Annotated in this window: 16 protein-coding genes, 2 pseudogenes and 1 riboswitch; of the genes and pseudogenes, 3 read left to right on the forward strand and 15 right to left on the reverse strand. The window is 72.1% G+C overall.

The features are described from left to right. Positions 1–62 precede the first annotated feature (62 nt). Positions 63–488: pseudogene (locus tag ACLZN2_RS16955) on the reverse strand (helix-turn-helix domain-containing protein); the annotation flags it as partial. Between the two features lie 22 nt (positions 489–510). On the opposite strand from ACLZN2_RS16955, the gene ACLZN2_RS16960 reads away from it, so the two are divergent. Next, a complete protein-coding gene (locus ACLZN2_RS16960; RefSeq protein WP_416979303.1) occupies positions 511–1,071 on the forward strand; it encodes a hypothetical protein in 561 nt (186 codons plus the stop codon). On the opposite strand, the gene ACLZN2_RS16965 is transcribed toward ACLZN2_RS16960, so the two are convergent. From ACLZN2_RS16965 to ACLZN2_RS16990, 6 genes and pseudogenes are all read right to left on the reverse strand, one after another. After that, on the reverse strand, positions 1,055–1,363 hold the full coding sequence (locus tag ACLZN2_RS16965) for a hypothetical protein (protein ID WP_416979304.1): 309 nt from the start codon (positions 1,361–1,363) through the stop codon (positions 1,055–1,057). The genes ACLZN2_RS16960 and ACLZN2_RS16965 overlap by 17 nt on opposite strands. Before the next feature lie 188 nt (positions 1,364–1,551). Beyond that, the gene (locus ACLZN2_RS16970; RefSeq protein ID WP_416979305.1) at positions 1,552–1,842 is read right to left on the reverse strand and encodes a hypothetical protein; all 291 of its coding nucleotides are present in this window, start codon (positions 1,840–1,842) and stop codon (positions 1,552–1,554) included. An 842-nt stretch (positions 1,843–2,684) separates the two neighbouring features. Next, a pseudogene (locus tag ACLZN2_RS16975) lies at positions 2,685–2,807 on the reverse strand (thymidine kinase); the annotation flags it as partial. A 164-nt stretch (positions 2,808–2,971) separates the two neighbouring features. Then, a complete protein-coding gene (locus tag ACLZN2_RS16980; RefSeq protein ID WP_416979306.1) occupies positions 2,972–3,967 on the reverse strand; it encodes a DMT family transporter in 996 nt (331 codons plus the stop codon). Further along, positions 3,954–5,483: a class I adenylate-forming enzyme family protein gene (locus ACLZN2_RS16985; protein ID WP_416979307.1), complete on the reverse strand. Its 1,530-nt coding sequence runs from the start codon at positions 5,481–5,483 to the stop codon at positions 3,954–3,956. The genes ACLZN2_RS16980 and ACLZN2_RS16985 overlap by 14 nt, the downstream gene beginning before the upstream one ends. Then, positions 5,480–6,445, reverse strand: coding sequence for an FkbO/Hyg5 family chorismatase (locus tag ACLZN2_RS16990; RefSeq protein ID WP_416979308.1), 966 nt, complete (start codon positions 6,443–6,445; stop codon positions 5,480–5,482). Before ACLZN2_RS16990 ends, ACLZN2_RS16985 begins: the two co-directional genes overlap by 4 nt. Positions 6,446–6,685: 240 nt before the next feature. Here ACLZN2_RS16990 and ACLZN2_RS16995 point away from each other — a divergent pair, with 240 nt between their 5' ends. Beyond that, positions 6,686–7,717 (forward strand): LuxR family transcriptional regulator, encoded by a 1,032-nt coding sequence (locus ACLZN2_RS16995; RefSeq protein ID WP_416979309.1) that lies wholly within the window; start codon positions 6,686–6,688, stop codon positions 7,715–7,717. Positions 7,718–7,865: 148 nt separating this feature from the next. On the opposite strand, the gene ACLZN2_RS17000 is transcribed toward ACLZN2_RS16995, so the two are convergent. The 4 genes from ACLZN2_RS17000 to ACLZN2_RS17015 all read right to left on the reverse strand — a co-directional run bounded on the left by ACLZN2_RS17000 (position 7,866) and on the right by ACLZN2_RS17015 (position 13,286). After that, on the reverse strand, positions 7,866–8,513 hold the full coding sequence (locus tag ACLZN2_RS17000) for a thymidine kinase (RefSeq protein ID WP_416979310.1): 648 nt from the start codon (positions 8,511–8,513) through the stop codon (positions 7,866–7,868). Between the two features lie 43 nt (positions 8,514–8,556). Further along, positions 8,557–9,747, reverse strand: coding sequence for an alkaline phosphatase family protein (locus ACLZN2_RS17005; RefSeq protein WP_416979311.1), 1,191 nt, complete (start codon positions 9,745–9,747; stop codon positions 8,557–8,559). After that, positions 9,747–10,343, reverse strand: coding sequence for a DUF5998 family protein (locus tag ACLZN2_RS17010; protein ID WP_416979312.1), 597 nt, complete (start codon positions 10,341–10,343; stop codon positions 9,747–9,749). Before ACLZN2_RS17010 ends, ACLZN2_RS17005 begins: the two co-directional genes overlap by 1 nt. A gap of 75 nt (positions 10,344–10,418) precedes the next feature. After that, entirely contained in the window at positions 10,419–13,286 is a 2,868-nt protein-coding gene (locus ACLZN2_RS17015; RefSeq protein ID WP_416979313.1) for a GNAT family N-acetyltransferase, read from the reverse strand. A gap of 193 nt (positions 13,287–13,479) precedes the next feature. On the opposite strand from ACLZN2_RS17015, the gene ACLZN2_RS17020 reads away from it, so the two are divergent. Continuing rightward, entirely contained in the window at positions 13,480–13,761 is a 282-nt protein-coding gene (locus ACLZN2_RS17020) for an HPr family phosphocarrier protein (RefSeq protein WP_416979314.1), read from the forward strand. 262 nt (positions 13,762–14,023) lie between these two features. Here ACLZN2_RS17020 and ACLZN2_RS17025 read toward each other — a convergent pair whose 3' ends face one another. The 4 genes from ACLZN2_RS17025 to ACLZN2_RS17040 all read right to left on the reverse strand — a co-directional run bounded on the left by ACLZN2_RS17025 (position 14,024) and on the right by ACLZN2_RS17040 (position 18,806). Further along, on the reverse strand, positions 14,024–14,719 hold the full coding sequence (locus ACLZN2_RS17025; RefSeq protein WP_416979315.1) for a GntR family transcriptional regulator: 696 nt from the start codon (positions 14,717–14,719) through the stop codon (positions 14,024–14,026). A 219-nt stretch (positions 14,720–14,938) separates the two neighbouring features. After that, on the reverse strand, positions 14,939–15,682 hold the full coding sequence (locus tag ACLZN2_RS17030) for a M23 family metallopeptidase (RefSeq protein WP_416979316.1): 744 nt from the start codon (positions 15,680–15,682) through the stop codon (positions 14,939–14,941). 11 nt (positions 15,683–15,693) lie between these two features. Next, a riboswitch (cyclic di-AMP (ydaO/yuaA leader) is annotated at positions 15,694–15,856 on the reverse strand. A gap of 215 nt (positions 15,857–16,071) precedes the next feature. Next, on the reverse strand, positions 16,072–17,460 hold the full coding sequence (locus ACLZN2_RS17035) for a M16 family metallopeptidase (RefSeq protein ID WP_416979317.1): 1,389 nt from the start codon (positions 17,458–17,460) through the stop codon (positions 16,072–16,074). Continuing rightward, positions 17,457–18,806, reverse strand: coding sequence for a M16 family metallopeptidase (locus ACLZN2_RS17040; RefSeq protein WP_416979318.1), 1,350 nt, complete (start codon positions 18,804–18,806; stop codon positions 17,457–17,459). Before ACLZN2_RS17040 ends, ACLZN2_RS17035 begins: the two co-directional genes overlap by 4 nt. Positions 18,807–18,993 lie beyond the last annotated feature (187 nt).

An 18,993-nucleotide genomic window follows, 5' to 3' on the forward strand; every position in this document is an offset into this window, starting at 1 on the left:
GGGTCGCGGACGGTCTCCCGGCCGGCGTCCGCCAGCGCCCAGAGTCGGTGTAATCGGCGCAGTTCCTCCCGTGACGCCCCGCAGGCCGTGGCGAAGTGGTGTGCCGACCCGTAGTCCTGCGGAACGTACGAGCCGGAGCAGTACCGATGCAGACTGGAACTACTGATTCCGGTCTTCTTGGCCAGCGCGCCGTAGCTGAGGCCCGCCCGTTCCTTGAGCGCCCGTAGACAGGCCGCGAACTCCTCGAACTCCACGAGTTGCCCCGCCATGCCCGACTCCCCCTCCGTCCTCACCCCGGCGCCCGTCCCACCGACGTCCCAGCAGATCGACGGACGTACCTGGTCCCCGTGTGTTTCAGCGTCCCAGCATCCCACCGGGCGGTGATTCGTTGCCAGGCTCCCGAGCCTGCTGCCAGCGTCGGCCTGGCCCGGTGACGGAGAGGTGCGGGGGACCGCTCCGTCACCGGGCAGACGCCCTGTCCGCATCATCGCAAGAGGGAGACGACCGCCCGTGAAAAACCTGATTCAGCGCATATGGCTCGCCCTGGCAGTGGGACTGTGCCTCTCGCTGGCCACCGCCGGCACCTCGGCTGCGTCCTCCGCGGCCACCGAAGCCGCCCAACCGGTGCTGGTGAAGGCGACCGACGACCTGTCGGGGCTGCCGACGGCAGCGGAGGACTCGGCCCCGCTGTCCACGGCCGCCGCGTGCCCGACACCGGGACAGCGGATCAAGACGGCCTCCAACCCGCGCGTGTACCTGGTCGGCCCGGGCAGCGTCCTGTACTACATCCCCAACGAGACGGTCTACTTCGACCTGTGGGACAGCTGGAACGGCATCAGCATCGTCGGCAGCAGTGTCTTCGCGGACTGCGGCTGGTCCACGGCCTATGAGTTGTCGGGCGGGTTCCTCGCCAAGACGACCAGCAGCCCCCGGGTCTACATCTGGGACGCCTGGTACGGCTTCCGCTGGATCCCGAGCGAGGCCGTCTTCAACAAGTACGCGTTCTCCTGGTCGCAGATCGAGAGCTACTCCGCCATCTCCCCCATCAGCAGCCTCAACTGGTGGGAATGAGGACACCCCTGGCGACCCGCCCCGCTCCCCTGCCGGCCGACGGCGGGGGAGCGGGGCCGTCCGCCACACGGGGGAATCCCCCTCCACCCGGCGGCCGCCAGCCGCGCCTCCCGCAGCCGGCCCTCGTCGGCCGTGGACACACCGGCATCAGGGCGTCGAGCACGGCGTAGTCGGAACGGCCGCCCTTCCCCTCCGTCCTCTCCACCCCCTCCATCCCCTCCATCGTCACAAGGGCCTTGAACGCCCGGTCGTCGTGCTCGAGTCCGAGGATCGCGGCGATGTTGTCGTACATCTCGGACGGCTTGCCGTTGATCAGGTTGCCGGGGCCGACGTATGACAGGTCAGCCTCACCTCGACGGCGGTCGTCTCGCCCCGGTGCAGGTTGCGCCAGCGGACGGTGTGGTTCGGGCGCTCCCCGGGTAGACGGGCCCGGCGAGGGTGTGGGACTCCCCCGCGCCGTCTTCGGAGTCGCCGAGTGCCTCACGGATACGGCTCTTCACGCCGTCGGTGAGCTGGGGCAGCGGCAGCGGCAGCGCGCTGTCGTGGCTGCCAGTCCCAGCGGGTCGCGAGGTGCGACACGAGGATCAGCACGATCGCCTCGTGCGGGCCGGTGCCGTACGGGATCCCCCACTCGTCCAGACGGACGGCCGCGAGGCGGGCTCCGCGGGGCGTGGAGGTGAACCGCATCTCGAAGGTGCGGGCTGACTTCAAGGAAGCGCAGGAGATGGCGGGTTGGATGGTGCTGGTGGGGTTTGCGGGTTTCGTCGTCATGCCGACGACAGTGCCCTCGGCAAGGAGGCGGTGATGGACATGGCGGAGCGCAAGGGCGCGACGGCGGGGGCCGAGGCGGTTCCCGGGGCGCGTGAGAACGGCGGCGTGGGTGCGGTGGTCGTGAGTCTCGGGGACGGCTGGGACAACGACGACGGGGCCGCGCGGCGACCGGAGGAGGAGGCCGGGGCTGGAGCGCGAGGAGTTCGGGCGGCGGCAGGCGTGGGCGGAGTTCGTCGGGCCGGCCTCTGCCAAGCGTCGCATCTGACCGGTCGGCGGGCGAAGCCAAGTGTGCGCTCAGTCTCAGCGACACGCCGCATACACGGCGTGTCGCTGAGACTCAATCACCACTTGTCGGCCGCACTTGGCCATAGGGCCGGGACGGTCGAGCAGGGCCTCCAGGCGAAGCCGCGCACGATGCCGGTGAGGATGTCGCACTCGTTGCGTAGTTCGTCCAGCGCGCGGTTCGACGTCCTGGCCGAGGGTGCGGTCGCACGGGTCGGCCTCGGTGTACTCAACGATGGCTTTCTGGAGGTTCTCCGTCAGCGGCGCATAGCCGACGAGGAGGCCGTCTTCCTTGCCTCGGAAACGGCGGCCTTGCGGCGGCTGTCGGTCAGCGCGTGGGCGAGGAGTGCCGTACGCAGATCTCGCGCGTCGGCCATACCATTGCCAGGTGTCCCACCCGACTCGGAGGCGCCGACGAACGGCTTCGTCCGGTCCCGGCGGGCCTCCTGGCCGGCGCCTCGCCCGGCAGGAGGAGAGAACCGGCTGCGACGGTGCGCGCGACACAGGACCTCGTAGCCGACGGTGTCCGCCTGGTTGACGTCGCCGACGACGACCTGGAGGACCTCGACCGCGTCGGTGACCAGGCCCGGACGGGAGGACAGCTTGCCCTGGCCCGCACGGTCGTCGCGGGTGAAGATCATGCCCCGCAGTCCGCGCGCGGAACGGTTGTGCTCGATCTGCAGAGCCGGCGTCCTTTTGGTTGACCGTCCACTTTTGGTTGACCGTCCACCATCTGCCGCGCAACCGGTGGTACGGGCTTCAGCAGACCGTACCGGATGAGGAGGCCGGCGGAGTGCGGGCCGGGCGAACCGGCCCTCGGTCCGCCCCATGACCACCTGTCCTGTTGTCAGTCCTTTTCGCGCGTCGGCCCGGAAGCGTCCGTCGTCTGCCCCACCCGTGCCTCCTCCGGAGGTTCGGACTCGGCGGACGACGGATCGGAGGCGAGCTCGGTCCGCGAGGGGCGACGGGAGACGCCCACTCCCACGAGGCACAGCACGCCACCGGCCAGTGCGAGCGCCGACGGGAACTCCCCCAGCGTGGGCCAGGCCAGCACCACGGTCAGGGCCGGGACGATGTACGTCACCGCTCCCAGGCGCCCCGCCGGCATGTGTGAGAGGGCGTACGACCAGGTCCAGAACGCGAGCGCGGTCGGCAGGAGCCCGAGGTACACGACCCCCGCCCAACTGCCTGCCGAGGCGTCGCCGAGGTCACTGACGAGCTGGCCGGCGAAGGGCAGACAGGCGACGGCACCGATCGCCGATGCGTAGGCGGTGACCTGCAAGGGCGAGGCGTGGGAGAGCGCGGGCTTCTGGAAGATGACACCCACCGCGTGCCCGGCCGACGCGGCCAGGCAGAGCAGTACACCCGCGACGGCCGTGTCCCCGCCCCCGCTGGAGGCGCCCGCCAGCGCCGCGCCGGCGAAGGCCACCACGAGGCCGGCCAGCAGCGGGCGCGGGAAGCCCTCGTGCAGCAGGAAACCCGCGAGCAGCGCCACCAGCAGCGGGCCGGTGCCGACGAGGAGGGCGGCCGTGCCCGCGTCGGTGTGCTGCTCGCCCCAGTTGAGTGCCACCATGTACAGCCCGAACCAGAACACGCCCATGCCGGCGATGCCGGGCCACGCGGCGCGCGGCGGCAGTCCCTCGCGCCGCACGGCCACGACGGCGAGGAGCGCGAGGGATCCGACGAGCAGACGGCCCAGTGCCAGGGAGCCGGGGCGCACACTCTCGCCGACGTGCCGGATCGCCACGAACGCGGAGGCCCACAGCACCATGGTGAGCAGTGCGGCGGCGGTCGCGGCGGGCGGGATCTTCGCGGCGACGGCGGGCGTCTCAGTCCTTGCCATCGGATACCTCCTCGGTCCATCCGCGCAGGACCCGGCGGAGGATCTTCCCTGTGCTGTTACGGGGCAGGGCGTCGACGAACTCGACGTCCTCGGGGACCTTGTACCAGGTCAACGCGGTCTCGGCGGTCGAGCGGACCGCCTTGACCAGGGAGGCGCGGCCCGTTCCCGGCTCGGTGACGACATAGGCCCGCAGGCTCGTCATCCCACCGGGCCGGCGCACCGCGACCACCGCGGCCTCCCGTATCCCGGCGATACCGGTGATCAGATCCTCCACCTCGGTGGGGTGGACGTTGGCGCCGGCGACGATCTCGATGTCGTCCACCCGTCCGAACAGCCACACCAGGCCGTCCTCGTCGAGGCGGGCGGAGTCGCCGGTGGTGAACCACTCCTGCGAGTCCAGCCGGTGCGGCGGCAGGCTGCCGCGCCGCACGCCCGGGCCGATGGTCGGACCGGAGATCTGCAGCCGTCCGACCTCGCCGGCCGGTACGGGCTCGTCCGCGTCGTCGACCACCCGCACCCGGTACGGGGACAGGACGCGGCCCAGGCTGTAGGGGTGGATCTCCTCGGGGCCGTTGGCCAGGACGGCGTGGCCGATCTCGCTCGTACCGCAGATGTTCAGCAGGCGCGGTCCGAGGATGCGGCGCAGCCGGTCCTCCAGCGGCCGGGGCAGGGTCTCCCCGGCGACGAGTGCCAGCCGCAGTCGGCCCAGGGCGCCCGCGTCGGGGTGGGCCAGCAGCCGGGCGTAGAAGCTGGGTTGGGCGTAGAGGACGCTCACGCCGTGGCGTCGCAGGACCGACAGGGCGATCGTCTCGTCGGCGCGCTCGGGTGTCAGTACGACCGAGGCGCCGCGTTGCAGCGGCAGGAGGACCGAGTTGCCCAGGCCGTAGGCGAAGTACATCCGCGACACGGAGTAACTCACCTCGCCCTGGCGGAGAGAGAGGACGCCGCCGATGGCCCGGTCGAAGTGGAGCGCGTCGCCGTGGTCGTGGAAGCACAGGCGGGGAGCGCCCGTCGTGCCCGAGGTGAACACGGCGAAGGCGGGGGCGTCGGACGGCACCGGCTCGGCGGCGCCGGTCGAGTCGTCCTCCGCCTCCGTGAGGTCCCGCGGTGTCACCGTCCGGCCGCGGAACTCCTCCCGCAGCGCGGCGTCGGAGACGACGAGCGATGCCTCGGCGATCTCCTCGCTGGAGCGCAGTTCGTCCGCGTGGAAGAAGGTGTTCACCGGTACGGCCACCGCGCCGATCCGCAGGACGGCCAGGAAGGTCACCACGAAGGTGACACTGTCCGGAAGCGCCAGCAGCACCCGGTCCCCGCGGCCGACGCCCAGTGCCCGGAGGGCTCCGGCGGTGCGCCGTACGCGGTCGTACACCTCTGAGTAGGAGTAGCGGTGGGTGCCCTGGAGGTAGGCGGTCCGTTCCGACCAGCCCTTGTCCTCGGCGAGTTGCTCCAGGCGGGCGGCCAGGTTGGCGTCGGCCGGGGTGGGGACGGCCCGGGGTTGCGCAAGGATGTCGGTCACGAGCACACTCCCTCGATCTCCACCAGCAGGTCGGGCCGGCAGACGGCGACGTTGAAGTACGCGATGTCGGTCTCGCGGGGGAACGCCGACTCGCAGATGCCCTTCACCACGGGGAGGTCCTCGGCGTCGCGCACGTAGACCTTGACCTGGTCGAGGTCCTTGACGTCGTAGCCGACGCCGTCCACGCCGTGCCGGCGGAGGTTGTCGCTGCCGACGAGGGCCTCGATGTTGCGGAGGGTCTCCTCGGTCTGCCGGGCAACGTTGTCGAGGTGCACCGTGTCGTCGCCGAGGATGCTGGCGGTGCCCGAAACGAGGAGGCGGCCGGCGCCAGGGGTTTCGAGGTCCCTCAGGAAGGTCGCCCGGGCGAAGCTCGGCGACTTCGGCCCGTAGGCGGAGGGGTACTTGTAGGCCGGCGTCTGCCGGGGGTTCTCCAGGTGTACGGCGCGGCCGGGCTTCGCGGCGAGGAAGCAGAGGTCGACGCCGGGGCTGAGCGTGCCGATTCCGGTGGCGGCCGGCAGTTGCGGGAACTGTTCGGCGAAGGCGGCGAAGGCCTCCGCCCTGCCTATGCAGAAGTCGCGGTAGATCTCCAGGCCGTCCGCGTTCGGGCTGGTGATGCCGCCGATGAGGTTCCACATGCGGGCCAGGTCGGTGTAGCCGCGCTCCCAGGTCAACCGCAGGGCGTTCTCGTAGAGTTCGCGCACCGCGTCCCGGTAGACCGGCCGCGGGCCCAGGCGTGCCGCGTAGAAGAGGTGCTCGCCGTCCTCGGCGAAGACGGCATCACCGGCGGCACCGGCCCGCACGGGGCGGTCGGTCCGCCAGATCTCCTGGACGGAAGGGACGAGTTCGTTCGCCATGTGGGTGGTCAGACGCGGGATGCCGTCGTCGAGTCCGGGCGCGGCCGGGGCGTCGGCGAAGCTGATCCGCCCCAGCACGTTGCCCGTGCGTTGCTCCTCGGCTGTCACCGGCAGGGCCGTGATGGGACTCAGATCGGACCAAAGGCCTGGTAAAGGGCTTACGGACTGACGGTGGCTCATGCATCCCCTATGGCTCGAGCGGCTTGTGTTGCCCGGTTGTTGCATATTGACGAAGACGGCGCGCCGTGGTTCGGCGCGCGCCCCGCTCCCGTTGAAGAATCGATCGGGGGCGACTCGACGGGCAGCCGTCGACTTGCGTCAGGCACGAATACGAAGGGGAGACACATCATGTCCATCGATGACATATCCATCCTGCCGGACGTACCGCGGGCAGGCACAGCGGCCAGTGAGGTGTACACGCTCGCCTTACGCAGCGACTGGGTCGACATAGGGCGCTGCGTACGAGACCTCGGCCTCTCCGAGGCGGAGGCCGCGGACGCCATCGAGGACCTGGGCCGGCTGCGGCTGCTGCACCTGGTGCACGGCTGCACCTACGCGTACGTGGCCGTCAATCCGCTGACCGCGTCCGTGCAGTTGCTGGCGGCGCACGACGAGGCCCTGCAGCAGCGGCAGAACGAACTGGAGCGGCTGCGGCAGCAGATGCACAGTCTGCTGCCGCTGTACCGGGCCAATCTCGTGGACGAGGCATGGCCGCCGCAGGTCCAGCGGTTCGAGGACCCCTCGGCGGCCGGGGGAGTCCTCTCCACGGTCACCGCCGGGGCCGAGCGGGAGATCCTGCTGTCCCTGCCCGCCGAGGACCCCTGGCACGAGCCCGCGGACCCGGAACGCGGCCCGTGGCCGAGGTACGCGGGGACCCGACCCGAACTGCTCCGGGTGCTGCTGCCGGAGGCCGCCCGGTTCGACGTACGGGTGCGCGAGCGGGCCGAGGCCCTGTACACGCACGGAGGAGAAGTGCGTACGGCCGCCTCCTCGCCGGCGTGGCTGCTGGTCGTCGACGCGGAGGTCGCCGTGGTCCCGGTCGGCGAGGGACCGGGACTCAGCGTGGTGCGTGAACCGTCCGTGGTCGCCGCACTGTGGCGCACGCTCGACGGCGCGTGGGACCAGGCGCGGCCGTTCGACGGCAGCTACGACCACGACAGCGCGCGCTCGGCCTCCGCGCTGATCGACGATTCCATCGAGCGCATGCTGCTGAACGGTCTCGAGGACAAGGTGATCGCCCGCCGTCTGGGCATCTCCCTGCGGACCTGCCAGCGGCGGATCGCGGATCTCATGGACGCCCTGGGCGCCAGGACGCGGCTCCAGGCCGGGTATGTGCTCGGGCGGCGCGCGCGGACCGGCGAGCGGCGAGCAGCGGCGTAGGGAGCCGACGCGGTGCGGGCCGGCCGCCCAGGTGGACGCAGAGCACCGTGGAGTTCCGCTGAACCGCTCCGGGACCGTCCGGAGACTCCATCGGCCCCGGAGCGGTTCAGTGTGGCGCCGGGTGCGGAACTGGTGCTGTCCGACGACCTCAGTAGGGAGAAACCGGCAGGACGTCCGGCGAGAGCGCGCCCGCGCGTGCGGAGGCGCTCGTCATACGGCGGCGGTGATGCCGGCGGCACAGGACCTCGTAGCCGACGGTGTCCGCCTGGTTGACGTCGCCGACGACGACCTGGGCGCCCTCGACGACCATGACGCCGCCGACCGTGCGGGCGTTGTGGGTGGCGCGGGCGCCGCACCAGCAGAGCGCCTCGACCTGGAGGACCTCGACGCGGTCGGCGAGTTCGACGAGCCGCTGGGAGCCGGGGAACAGCTTGGAGCGGAAGTCGGTGGTGATGCCGAAGGCGTAGACGTCGATGCCGAGATCGTCGACCACACGCGCGAGCTGGTCGATCTGCTCCTCGGCGAGGAACTGCGCCTCGTCCGCGATCACATAGTCCGCACGGCCGCCCTGCGAGAGGTGGTCGACGAGGTACGTGTACAGGTCCTGGCCGTCCACGACCTCGACCGCGTCGGTGACCAGGCCCAGACGGGAGGACAGCTTGCCCTGTCCCGCACGGTCGTCGCGGGTGAAGATCATGCCCTGCAGCCCGCGCGCGGAGCGGTTGTGCTCGATCTGCAGAGCCAGCGTCGACTTCCCGCAGTCCATGGTTCCGGAGAAGAACACCAGCTCGGGCATGGTGAGTGGGACACCTTTCGGTGGAGAGGGGGATGTGCGGGCGTCAGGAGCGTACTTCGAGCAGGGGGACGAGCTGCTCGGCAGGGGTCATCGAGCCGTGGTTGCCGACCATGGCCGACTCCTTGGGCTCCCGCTCGGAGGCGATGATCAGGACGTCGTCGCGGGCGGCCGCGATCACATCGCCGAGACGGGGGTACACGCGTTCGTCCAGCTGCGGCCCGAACCAGCCCGCGGCGATCGCCTCGTCCCGTGACGCCACCCAGAACTGCTCGCCGAGCACCTCGCGCCAGCAGGTCAGCACGTCGTCCTCGGCGCCGGGGACGGCGTAGACGTGCCGGGCGCGGCCCTCGCCGCCGAGGAGGGCGACTCCGGCGCGGAGCTCCCAGTCCTCGTCGAAGTCGATGCGGTGCTGCTCGTCGAAGGGGACGTCGACCATGCCGTGGTCGGCGGTGACGTAGAGCGCGCTGCGCGGGGGCAGTTGCTCGGCCAGGCGCTGGACCAGCCGGTCGACGTACATGAGCTGGCCGCGCCAGGTGTCGGAGGCGACGCCGTAGCGATGGCCCGCGCCGTCCAGTTCGGCGTAGTACGTGTAGACGAGGGAGCGGTCGCCGGCGGCGAGCTGCTCGGCGGCGAGGTCCATGCGCTCCTCGCCGGTGAGCCGCCCGTGGAAGGTGCCGCCGCTGAGCGCGACCTTGGTCAGCGGGGTGTTCTGGAAGGCGGGCGACGAGACCTGCGCGGCATGCACACCGGCCGCGTCGGCGAGCTGGAAGACCGTGGGGTACGGCTGCCAGGCGTGCGGCGAGGTCCAGGGCTGCCAGCGCAGCTGGTTCATCAGCTCGCCGGTGGCCGGGTTGCGCACGGTGTAGCCGGGCAGGCCGTGGGCGCCGGGCGGGAGGCCGGTGCCGACGGAGGCGAGGGAGGTCGCGGTGGTCGCCGGGTAGCCGGCGGTGAGGGGACGTCCGGTGCCGCCGCGCGAGCCGCCGAGGAGGCTGTGCAGATACGGCGCCTCGTCCGGGTGGTCCTTGATCTGCTCCCAGCCGAGGCCGTCTATCAGGAAGACGCAGTTGCGGTCGGCCGGGGTCAGCTCCTCGATCGCCGCCGTCATTCCGGGTACGCCCATGCCGGCGGCCAGCGTGGGCAGCAGGTCGGCGAGGGAGCCGGTGCCGTACTCCGGGACGGGGGCGGTGGAGACGGCGAGGGGTTCGGGGTGGTCCCAGGAGGCGGGGGCGGCCATCAGCGGGCGGTGTCCGCGGTGGCCTCGGAGAGCGCCTGGGCGAAGGCGAGCGCCTGGCGCACCGTGTCCGGGCCGTCGCCGGCCTCGCTGACGCGCAGGCTGAGGTCGTCGGCGGTCGAGTTGCCCGTGTAGCCGTGGTCGGCGTCGCAGTTGGGGTCGCCGCAGGCGGCCGGCTCCAGGTCGATCCGGGAGACGGCGCCCCAGCCGATGGTCAGCACGACCTCGCGCGGCAGGGTGCCCGGTGTGTACGACTCCGGGTTCGCGACGACGCGGCTGACGACGACCGAGGAGATCCGGCCGAGCTTCACCGACTCCGTGGACGTCGTGGCGTACGGCGTCGGGGAGGTGGTGTCGGCGGCCTGCTCGTCGGTGTGGCTGACGATGAAGCGGTTGCCGGTGAGGACCAGCACGGTCACGTGCCGGCGCACCTCGTTCTGGTCGAACGTGGTCTCCTGGTGGACCAGGTACGACCGGATGGGCTCGCCGCCCACGGCGGCCTCCACCGCCTCGGCCACGAGGGCCGGGTAGTAGCCGCTGCGCTCGATCGCCGCGCGCAGCCCCTGGGTCGTCGTACTGGTCTTGGCCATGCGGTCCATCCTACGGGGACCCACTGACTGCGAGGCACCGCTCGCGAGGGCTCGGTCCGGGGCGGCGCGGGTCCGCCGGAGGCGTCAGTAGGCCGGCAGGGTCCGCGGGCCGAGGTCGTCGCGGGCCGGGGGCGGGGCGAGGCGGACCGAGGCGCCCAGGACGCTGACGCCGTGGCGGGCGACGACGACCGGTTCCAGGGTGACCGCCACGACCTCCGGGTGGTCGTCGACCAGGCGGGATACGCGCAGGAGCAGTTCCTCCAGGGCGGGGGTGTCGGCCGGGGCGGCGCCGCGCCAGCCGAAGAGCAGGGGGGCCGTACGGATCGAGCGGATCAGGGAGGTCGCGTCGCGGTCGGTGACCGGCACCAGGCGGTGGGCCATGTCGCCGAGCAGTTGGGAGGCCGCCCCGGCGAGCCCGAAGGACAGTACGGCCCCGGCCGCCGGGTCGATGACCGCGCGGACGACCGTGTCGACCCCGCGCGGGGCCATCGCCTGGACGACCGGACGGATCTCCTCCGGCTTTCCGAACAGCTCGGTCAACTCGGCGTACGCCCGCCGCAGTTGCTCCTCGTCGGCGAGGTCGAGGCGGACGCCGCCCAGGTCGGCGCGGTGGCGCAGGTGCGGGGCGGTGGCCTTGAGGGCGACGGGGTAGCCGAGGGTGCCCGCGGCGCGGGCCGCGTCGTCGGGGGCGGGCGCGGGGGTGGCCCGGCGGGGGTGGATGCCGTAGTGGCCGAGCAGCTCGCAGGTCTCCTCGGTGCCCAGGGTGAGGCCCTGCCCACGCGCGAGGAGCCCGTTGATCAGCCGGGCGGCGCCCTTCTCGTCGATGTCCTCGTACTCGGGCACCTTGCCGGGTTCGGCGGCCTCGCGCCGCCACTGCGCGTACTTCACGGCTTCGGCGAGGGCGCGTACGGCCCGCTCGGCGGCGGGGTAGGCGGGGATGAGGTGGGCGCCCTCGGGGGCCGCCACCGCAGCGGCCGTTCCCTCGGGGGTGGTTCCCTCGGGGGCGGTTCCCTCGGGGGCGGCGCCGGGCTGTGGCGGCGTCGCGCCACGCGTGCGTGCGCCCGCTCCGGCACCCGCTCCGGCGCGGGGCGCGGTGCTGGTCGCGGCGGACAGCGCGGCGGCGAGGCCGCCCAGTTCCACGTGGACGACGAGGACCGGCTTGGCGGGGGCCGCGGCGGCCGCCGAGCGCAGCGCCTCCGCGAGGGCGGCGTCACTGGGCGAGGTCTCGCCGATCGCCGGGATCGCCGTCACCACGACCGCGTCGCAGGTCTCGTCGGCCAGGGCCCGCGCGAGCGCCGCGTGGAAGTCCTCCGCCGAGGCCTCGGTCGTCAGGTCCAGCGGCGGCAGCGGGCGCAGGCCCTCGGAGAGGCAGGCGTCGTAGGTGAGCAGGCCCAGCGACTCGGAGTTGCCGAGGATCGCCACGCGGGGTCCGGTCGGCAGGGGCTGGCGGGCGAGCAGCAGGCCCGCGTCGACCAGCTCGGTGATGGTGTCGACGCGGATCACGCCGGCCTGGCGCAGTAGCGCCGACACGGTGGCGCGCGGAAGCCGGGTCGCGCGGACGGCGTGGCCCTGCGGGGCGGAGCCGGAGCCCTGGACGACGACCAGTGGCTTGGCCGCCGCCGTGCGCCGCGCGAGGCGGGTGAACTTGCGGGGGTTGCCGATGGACTCCAGGTACATGAGGGCGACGTCGGTGTCCGGGTCGTCGTACCAGTACTGCAGGACGTCGTTGCCGGAGACGTCCGCGCGGTTGCCGGAGGAGACGAAGGTGGAGACGCCGGTGACACCGGTGACGCCGCCGCCGCGCCGGTCCAGCCGGGACAGCAGGGCGATGCCGATGGCGCCGGACTGGGCGAACAGTCCGATGCGGCCGGGGCGCGGCATCTCGGGGGCGAGCGAGGCGTTGAGCCGCACCTGCGGGGAGGTGTTGATGACGCCGAAGGCGTTGGGGCCGATGATCCGCATGCCGTACGCGCGTGCGTGCCGGACGAGGGCGCGCTGGCGTTCGCGGCCGTCGGGGCCGCTCTCGGCGTATCCGGCGGAGAGGACGACGAGGCCCTGGACGCCGTGTTCGCCGCACTCGGTGACGACCTCGGGCACGAGGTCGGCGGGGACGGCGACGATCGCGAGGTCGACGGGGCCGGCGATGTCGCGGACGGAGCGGTGTGCGGGGACCCCGTCGATCTCCTTGAGGTCTTCGGGGAACGCCCGGTTCACGGCGTACAGGGGGCCGGTGAAGCCGGCCTCGCGGAGGTTGCCGAGGACGCTGCGGCCGACGCCGCCGGGGGCGCGCCCGGTGCCGACGACGGCGACCGAGCCGGGCGCCAGCAGCCGTCGTACGGAGTGGGACTCGGCGCGCTGCTCCCGCGCGCGCTGCACCGCCAGGGAGCGTTCGGTGGGTTCGAGGTCGAACTCCAGGCGGACCACGCCGTCCTCGAAGCTGCGCTGCTGGGTGTAGCCGGCGTCCGTGAACACCTTGATCATCTTGGTGTTGGCGGGCAGCACCTCGGCGGCGAAGCGGCGGATGCCCCGCTCCCGCGCGACGGCCGCGATGTGTTCGAGAAGGGCGGAGGCGACGCCGCGCCCCTGGTGGGCGTCCTGGACGAGGAAGGCGACCTCGGCCTCGTCGGCGGGCGCGGAGGCGGCCATACCGTCGGCACCAATGCGGTCATAGCGTACGGTTGCGATGAACTCGCCGCCGACCGTGGCCGCGAGTCCCACCCTGTCCACAAAGTCGTGGTGCGTGAAGCGGTGGACGTCCTTCGCGGACAGTCGCGGGTAGGGCGCGAAGAAGCGGTAGTACTTCGACTCGTCCGAGACCTGCTCGTAGAAGCTGACCAGGCGCTCGGCGTCATCGACGGTGATGGGGCGGATGCGCGCGGTGCCGCCGTCGCGCAGCACCACGTCGGCTTCCCAGTGGGCGGGGTACTCGTGCCGGTCCGAGGCGCTCTGCATGGGGCCCAGAGTACGGCTCGCGTACGACAACGGCGCGAGGCAGTCTGTGGAGGACGGAAGCAGGATCGAGGCCGCGATCCGGCGACCGCCAGAGGAACGGGACGTTCGGCCCGTTCCTCACCGGCTTCACGTGTGGAACACTGGTCTAGACAACACCGGTCTAGACAACCTGAGAACCGAAGGGCAGCAACACATGGCTGAGCGCCGCGTCAACGTCGGCTGGGCCGAGGGCCTCCACGCCCGCCCCGCTTCCATCTTCGTCCGAGCCGCCACGGCCGCAGGCGTCCCGGTGACGATCTCCAAGGCCGACGGCACCCCCGTCAACGCGGCCTCCATGCTGGCCGTCCTCGGCCTCGGCGCGAAGGGGGGCGAGGAGATCGTCCTCGCCTCCGACGCCGAGGGCGCGGACATCGCCCTGGACCGGCTGGCGAAGCTGGTCGCCGAGGGTCTCGAGGAGCTCCCCGAGACCGTCTGAGTCACACGCGGGGCCGCGTCACCCTCGGGGTGGCGCGGCCCCGCCGTTTTTTCACGCCTGATTCAGCGCTGGCTTCCGCGCTCACTTCCACGCTCGCTCCGCGGCTGCTCCGCGGCTGCTCCGCGACATTACCGGCGGCATAACCGGAAACCCGGGGCCGGGCACACCGAATGCGCGCCACCGAGAATTCCGGGCGCGCACGGAAAAGGGCAGCGGAAATACCTCTCCGCCGAATATCTCTTCTTTGTATACGGCTCCCGTGTTAATGACGCAGACCCGTCATGTTTACGGGAGGTTGCGAAGTCCTCACACGGTCGGCGCGGTCCGCGCCGCCGACGAAACGCAGCCGGTGGGCGGCGCTCGCGCGCTCGGTGTGCAGCGCCGTGACCGTCCGCGCCCGCTCCTGGTCGCCCCGCGCCACCGCGTCCACGATCGCGCCGTGCTCCGCCCAGGACTCCACGGGGTTGGCGGGCGCCTCCACCGCGTACATCCAGGCGATCTTGTGGCGCAGCTGGGTGAGCATGGACGTCAGGGCGTGGCTTCCGGAGGCCTGGGCGAGCGTCTCGTGGAACCAGCCGCCCAGGGAGCGCAGATCCTCGCTGTTGCCCCTCCTGGCCCGCTCCTGGCCCAGCCGGACGAGTCCGCGCAGCACCTTCAGGTGGGCCTCGGTGCGCCGCTGGGCGGCCCGGGCGGCACCGAGCGGCTCCAGGAGCATGCGCATCTCCAGCAGGTCGGCCGCCTCCTGCTCGGTCGGTTCCGCGACACACGCGCCCGCGTGCCGCCGGGTCACGACGAAGCCCTCGGCCTCCAGGGTGCGCAGTGCCTCCCGGACGGGGACCCGGGAAACGCCGTAGCGGCGGGCGAGGAGTTCCTCGGTGAGGCGGCCGCCGCGCTCGTAGACACCGGCGACGATGTCGTCCCGGATGGCCGTGCACACCGAGTGCGCCGGAATACGCATACCGACCTCCGCCTTAATCCCCGTGAAACGTCGCCGAGCGCCGCCGATTGACGTGTGTTCCGTGACTCTATTGCAATGAGCCGGAATTTCCGACGGCGGGCCGGAATCCAGGGATATTTTTTGGACAGCGAGGTGCCGAAAACGGCGAAAGCCCCGGCCGCGTGGGCCGGGGCTCGGGACGGGCCGTCGCCGGGTGCCGTCAGACGTCGCCGGGTGCCGTCAGATGGTGACGCCGTGCTGGCGGAGGTAGGCGAGCGGGTCGATGTCGGAGCCGTACTCCGCCGTCGTACGGGCCTCGAAGTGCAGATGCGCGCCGGTGACGTTGCCGGTCGCGCCAGACAGGCCGATCTGCTGCCCAGGGGTGACCTGCTGGCCCACCGAGACGCCGATGGAGGACAGGTGGCCGTACTGGGTGTACGTGCCGTCGTTCATCTTGATGACGACCTGGTTGCCGTACGACCCGCCCCAGCCCGCCTCGACGACGGTGCCCAGGCCGACCGCGTGCACGGACGTGCCGCTGGCGGCGTGGAAGTCGATGCCGGTGTGACTGCCGGAGGACCACAGGGAGCTGCTCGCGTGATAGCCGGTGGAGACGTAGGAGCCGGTGATCGGCAGCACGAAGGCGTTCAGACGCTTGCGCTCGGCCTCGCGGGCGGCACGCACGCGTGCCTCGCGCTCCTCCGCGGCCTTCTTGGCGGCGGCCTCACGCGCGGCCTCCTCGAAGGCGGCCTTCTTCTGCAGGGCGACCTGGTCGTCGACCTGGTCGGCGACGGCCTCACCAGCGGCGACGACGGGGATCAGCCCGGTCTGCTCGGGGGTCGGCTCCGCGGCGAGAGCCGGGGTGGAGGCGACGGTGGCCATGACACCGGTGGTGGTCAGCGCCGCGAAACCCGCCGCGCGGACGGAGGTGCGCTGCATCCGGCTGGGCCGGCGATGCTTCCCGGTGGCGCAGGTGTACGCCAAGACGAGCGGTCCTTTCCTTCCTTCTCGCCTACCGGGTTAGCTGACGGGTTCGGAGCAGGAAGGTCTCCTACGGACCCCCTCGCTCACGCGCGGGCGCCCGATTCACCCCAGGGACTGATATGGGTCCCCGGCTCCCCTGGCTCGCGCCGTACGGGGACTCGGCGATGACTGTCCGGTGCCGCGGATGCGGCGCACTGCCTGACGAACAGCCGGGCCGACGGTATGCGGGACCGTTATCAATCCTCAAACGGATCACGGCTTTTGTAGCGCACGCCACACGGCAGACAGGCAACCTCCGCCCCAATTCGGACATCCTGCGGCCCCCGGTACAGCCCCCGGGAGGACACCTCTGTCACCCGGGGCCGCAACACGTCCGTGCCTCCCGGCGCCTACTCGGCGGCGACGACGGTCACTTCGCCGATGCCGAGCGCCTCCACGGGCTCCTTGATCTGAGCGGCGTCACCGACGAGGACGGTCACCAGACGGTCCACCGGGAAGGCGCTCACGGCCGCCGCGGTGGCCTCGACCGTGCCGGTCGCGGCGAGCTGCTGGTACAGCGTGGCCTGGTAGTCGTCGGGCAGGGATTGCTCGACCTGGTCGGCCAGCGTGCTCGCGACGGCCGCCGCGGTCTCGTACTTCAGCGGCGCCACACCCACCAGGTTCTGCACGGCGACGTCGCGCTCGGCGTCGGTCAGGCCCTCGGCGGCGAGGGTGCGCAGCACCTTCCACAGGTCGTCCAGGGCAGGACCGGTGTTCGGTGTGTCGACGGAGCCGCTGATGGCGAGCATCGCCGCGCCCGAGCCGTCGGGGGCGGAGCGCAGGACCTGCCCGAACGCGCGCACCCCGTACGTGTAGCCCTTCTCCTCGCGCAGGACGCGGTCCAGGCGGGAGGTGAGAGTGCCGCCGAGGCAGTACGTGCCGAGGACCTGGGCGGCCCACACGCGCGCGTGCCGGTCGGCGCCGATCCGGCCGATGAGCAGCTGCGTCTGGACGGCTCCGGGGCGGTCCACGATGACGACGCGGCCGGTGTCGTCGGCGGTCACCGGCGGCACGGGCCGCTGCTGGGCCGGGGTGCCCGTCCAGGCGCCCAGGGTCTCTCCGAGGAGCGCGGCCAGGTCGACGCCCGTGAGGTCGCCGACAACCACCGCCGTGGACGTGGCCGGCCGGACGTGCCGCTCGTAGAAGGCCCGCACGGCGGCGGAGTCGATCTTCTCGACGGTCTCCGCGGTGCCCTGGCGGGGCCGCGACATGCGCGCGGTCGCCGGGAACAGCTCCTTGGAGAGCTCCTTGGCGGCGCGGCGGGAGGGGTTGGCCAGCTCGTGCGGGATCTCGTCCAGACGGTTGTGGACGAGGCGCTCGACCTCGCTGTCGGCGAAGGCGGGCGCGCGCAGGGCGTCGGCGAGCAGGCCGAGCGCCTTGGGCAGCCGGGAGGCGGGCACCTCCAGGCTGAGCCGGACGCCGGGGTGGTCGGCGTGCGCGTCGAGGGTGGCGCCGCAGCGCTCCAGCTCGGCGGCGAACTCCTCGGCGGAGTGCTGGTCGGTGCCCTCGGAGAACGCGCGCGCCATGATCGTGGCGACGCCGTCCAGGCCGGCCGGTTCGGCGTCCAGGGGCGCGTCGAGGAGGACCTCGACGGCGACGACCTGCTGGCCGGGGCGGTGGCAGTGCAGGACGGTCAGGCCGTTGTCCAGCGTGCCGCGTTCGGGCGCCGGGAACGCCCACGGCCTGGCCTCGCCCGCCCGGGGCTGGGGGTGGAAGTCCATCGTGGCGAGCTCCGTCACTGGGCCGCCTCCTCGTTCTCGTCCTGGTCGGCGGGGGCTTCGGGGGCGGTCGGCTCGTAGACGAGGACCGCGCGGTTGTCGGGGCGCAGGCGGGCCTTGGCGACCTCCCGCACCTCCTCGGACGTGATGTCCAGGACGCGCTGGACGGCGGTGAGGGCGAGCTGCGGGTCGCCGAACAGGACGGCGAACCGGCACAGTTCGTCGGCGCGGCCCGCGACGGTGCCGAGCCGGTCGAGCCACTCGCGCTCCAACTGGGCCTGGGCGCGCTCCATTTCCTCGGCCGTGGGGCCCTCCTCGGCGAACCGGGCGAGCTCCTCGTCGATGGCGGCCTCGATGACGGGCACCTCGACGTCCCCGGACGTCTTCACGTCCAGCCAGCCCAGGGAGGGCGCCCCGGCGAGCCGCAGCAGCCCGAAGCCGGCGGCGACGGCCGTACGGTCACGGCGCACCAGCCGGTTGTACAGACGGGAGGACTCGCCGCCGCCCAGCACGGTGAGCGCCAGGTCGACCGCGTCGCACGCGCGCGTGCCGTCGTTCGGCAGGCGGTAGGCGGCCATCAGGGCGCGGGCCGGAACCTCCTCCTCGACGACCTCGCGCAGCTGGTCGCCGATGACGTCGGGCAGGGTGCCGTCGCGCGGCTCGGGCTTGCCGTCGTGCGAGGCGATGGAGCCGAAGTACTTCTCGATCCAGGCGAGGGTCTGCTCGGGGTCGATGTCGCCGACGACGGACAGGACGGCGTTGTTGGGCGCGTAGTACGTGCGGAAGAACGCGCGCGCGTCCTCCAGGGTGGCCGCGTCCAGGTCGGCCATCGAGCCGATCGGCGTGTGGTGGTAGGGGTGGCCGTCCGGGTAGGCGAGGGCGGTCAGCTTCTCGAAGGCGGTGCCGTAGGGCACGTTGTCGTAGCGCTGGCGGCGTTCGTTCTTCACGACGTCGCGCTGGTTCTCCATGGACTCGTCGTCCAGGGCGGCGAGCAGGGAGCCCATGCGGTCGGCCTCCAGCCAGAGGGCGAGCTCCAGCTGGTGGGCGGGCATGGTCTCGAAGTAGTTGGTGCGCTCGAAGCTGGTGGTGCCGTTGAGGGAGCCGCCGGCGCCCTGGACCAGCTCGAAGTGGCCGTTGCCCTTGACCTGGGCGGAGCCCTGGAACATGAGGTGCTCGAAAAGGTGAGCCAGGCCGGTACGGCCCTTGACTTCGTGACGGGAGCCGACGTCGTACCAGAGGCACACCGCCGCGACGGGGGTCAGGTGGTCCTCGGAGAGCACCACGCGAAGGCCGTTGGCCAGGCGGTGCTCGGTCGCTGTCAGGCCCCCGGTGCCTGCCTGGTCTGTGGCCGTGTGACCCATGGGCATGTACGTCCTTCCGATCGCGGACGCGGTCGTGGAAACCGCGCGTTTCCTGCCGGTCCTGTCACTGTATGCAAGCGTGCGGTGGGTCGGCGAAGTTCCCGGACGACGTACGCCGAGAGCGAGAATCCGGGGCGCCGGGCCGGAACGGACATGACGTACCCTGCGGGCAATCACGAGAGGGCTTAAGTCC

Origin of the sequence: Streptomyces sp. T028, from assembly GCF_048159505.1 — a bacterium.
In the GTDB taxonomy this organism is placed as follows: domain Bacteria; phylum Actinomycetota; class Actinomycetes; order Streptomycetales; family Streptomycetaceae; genus Streptomyces.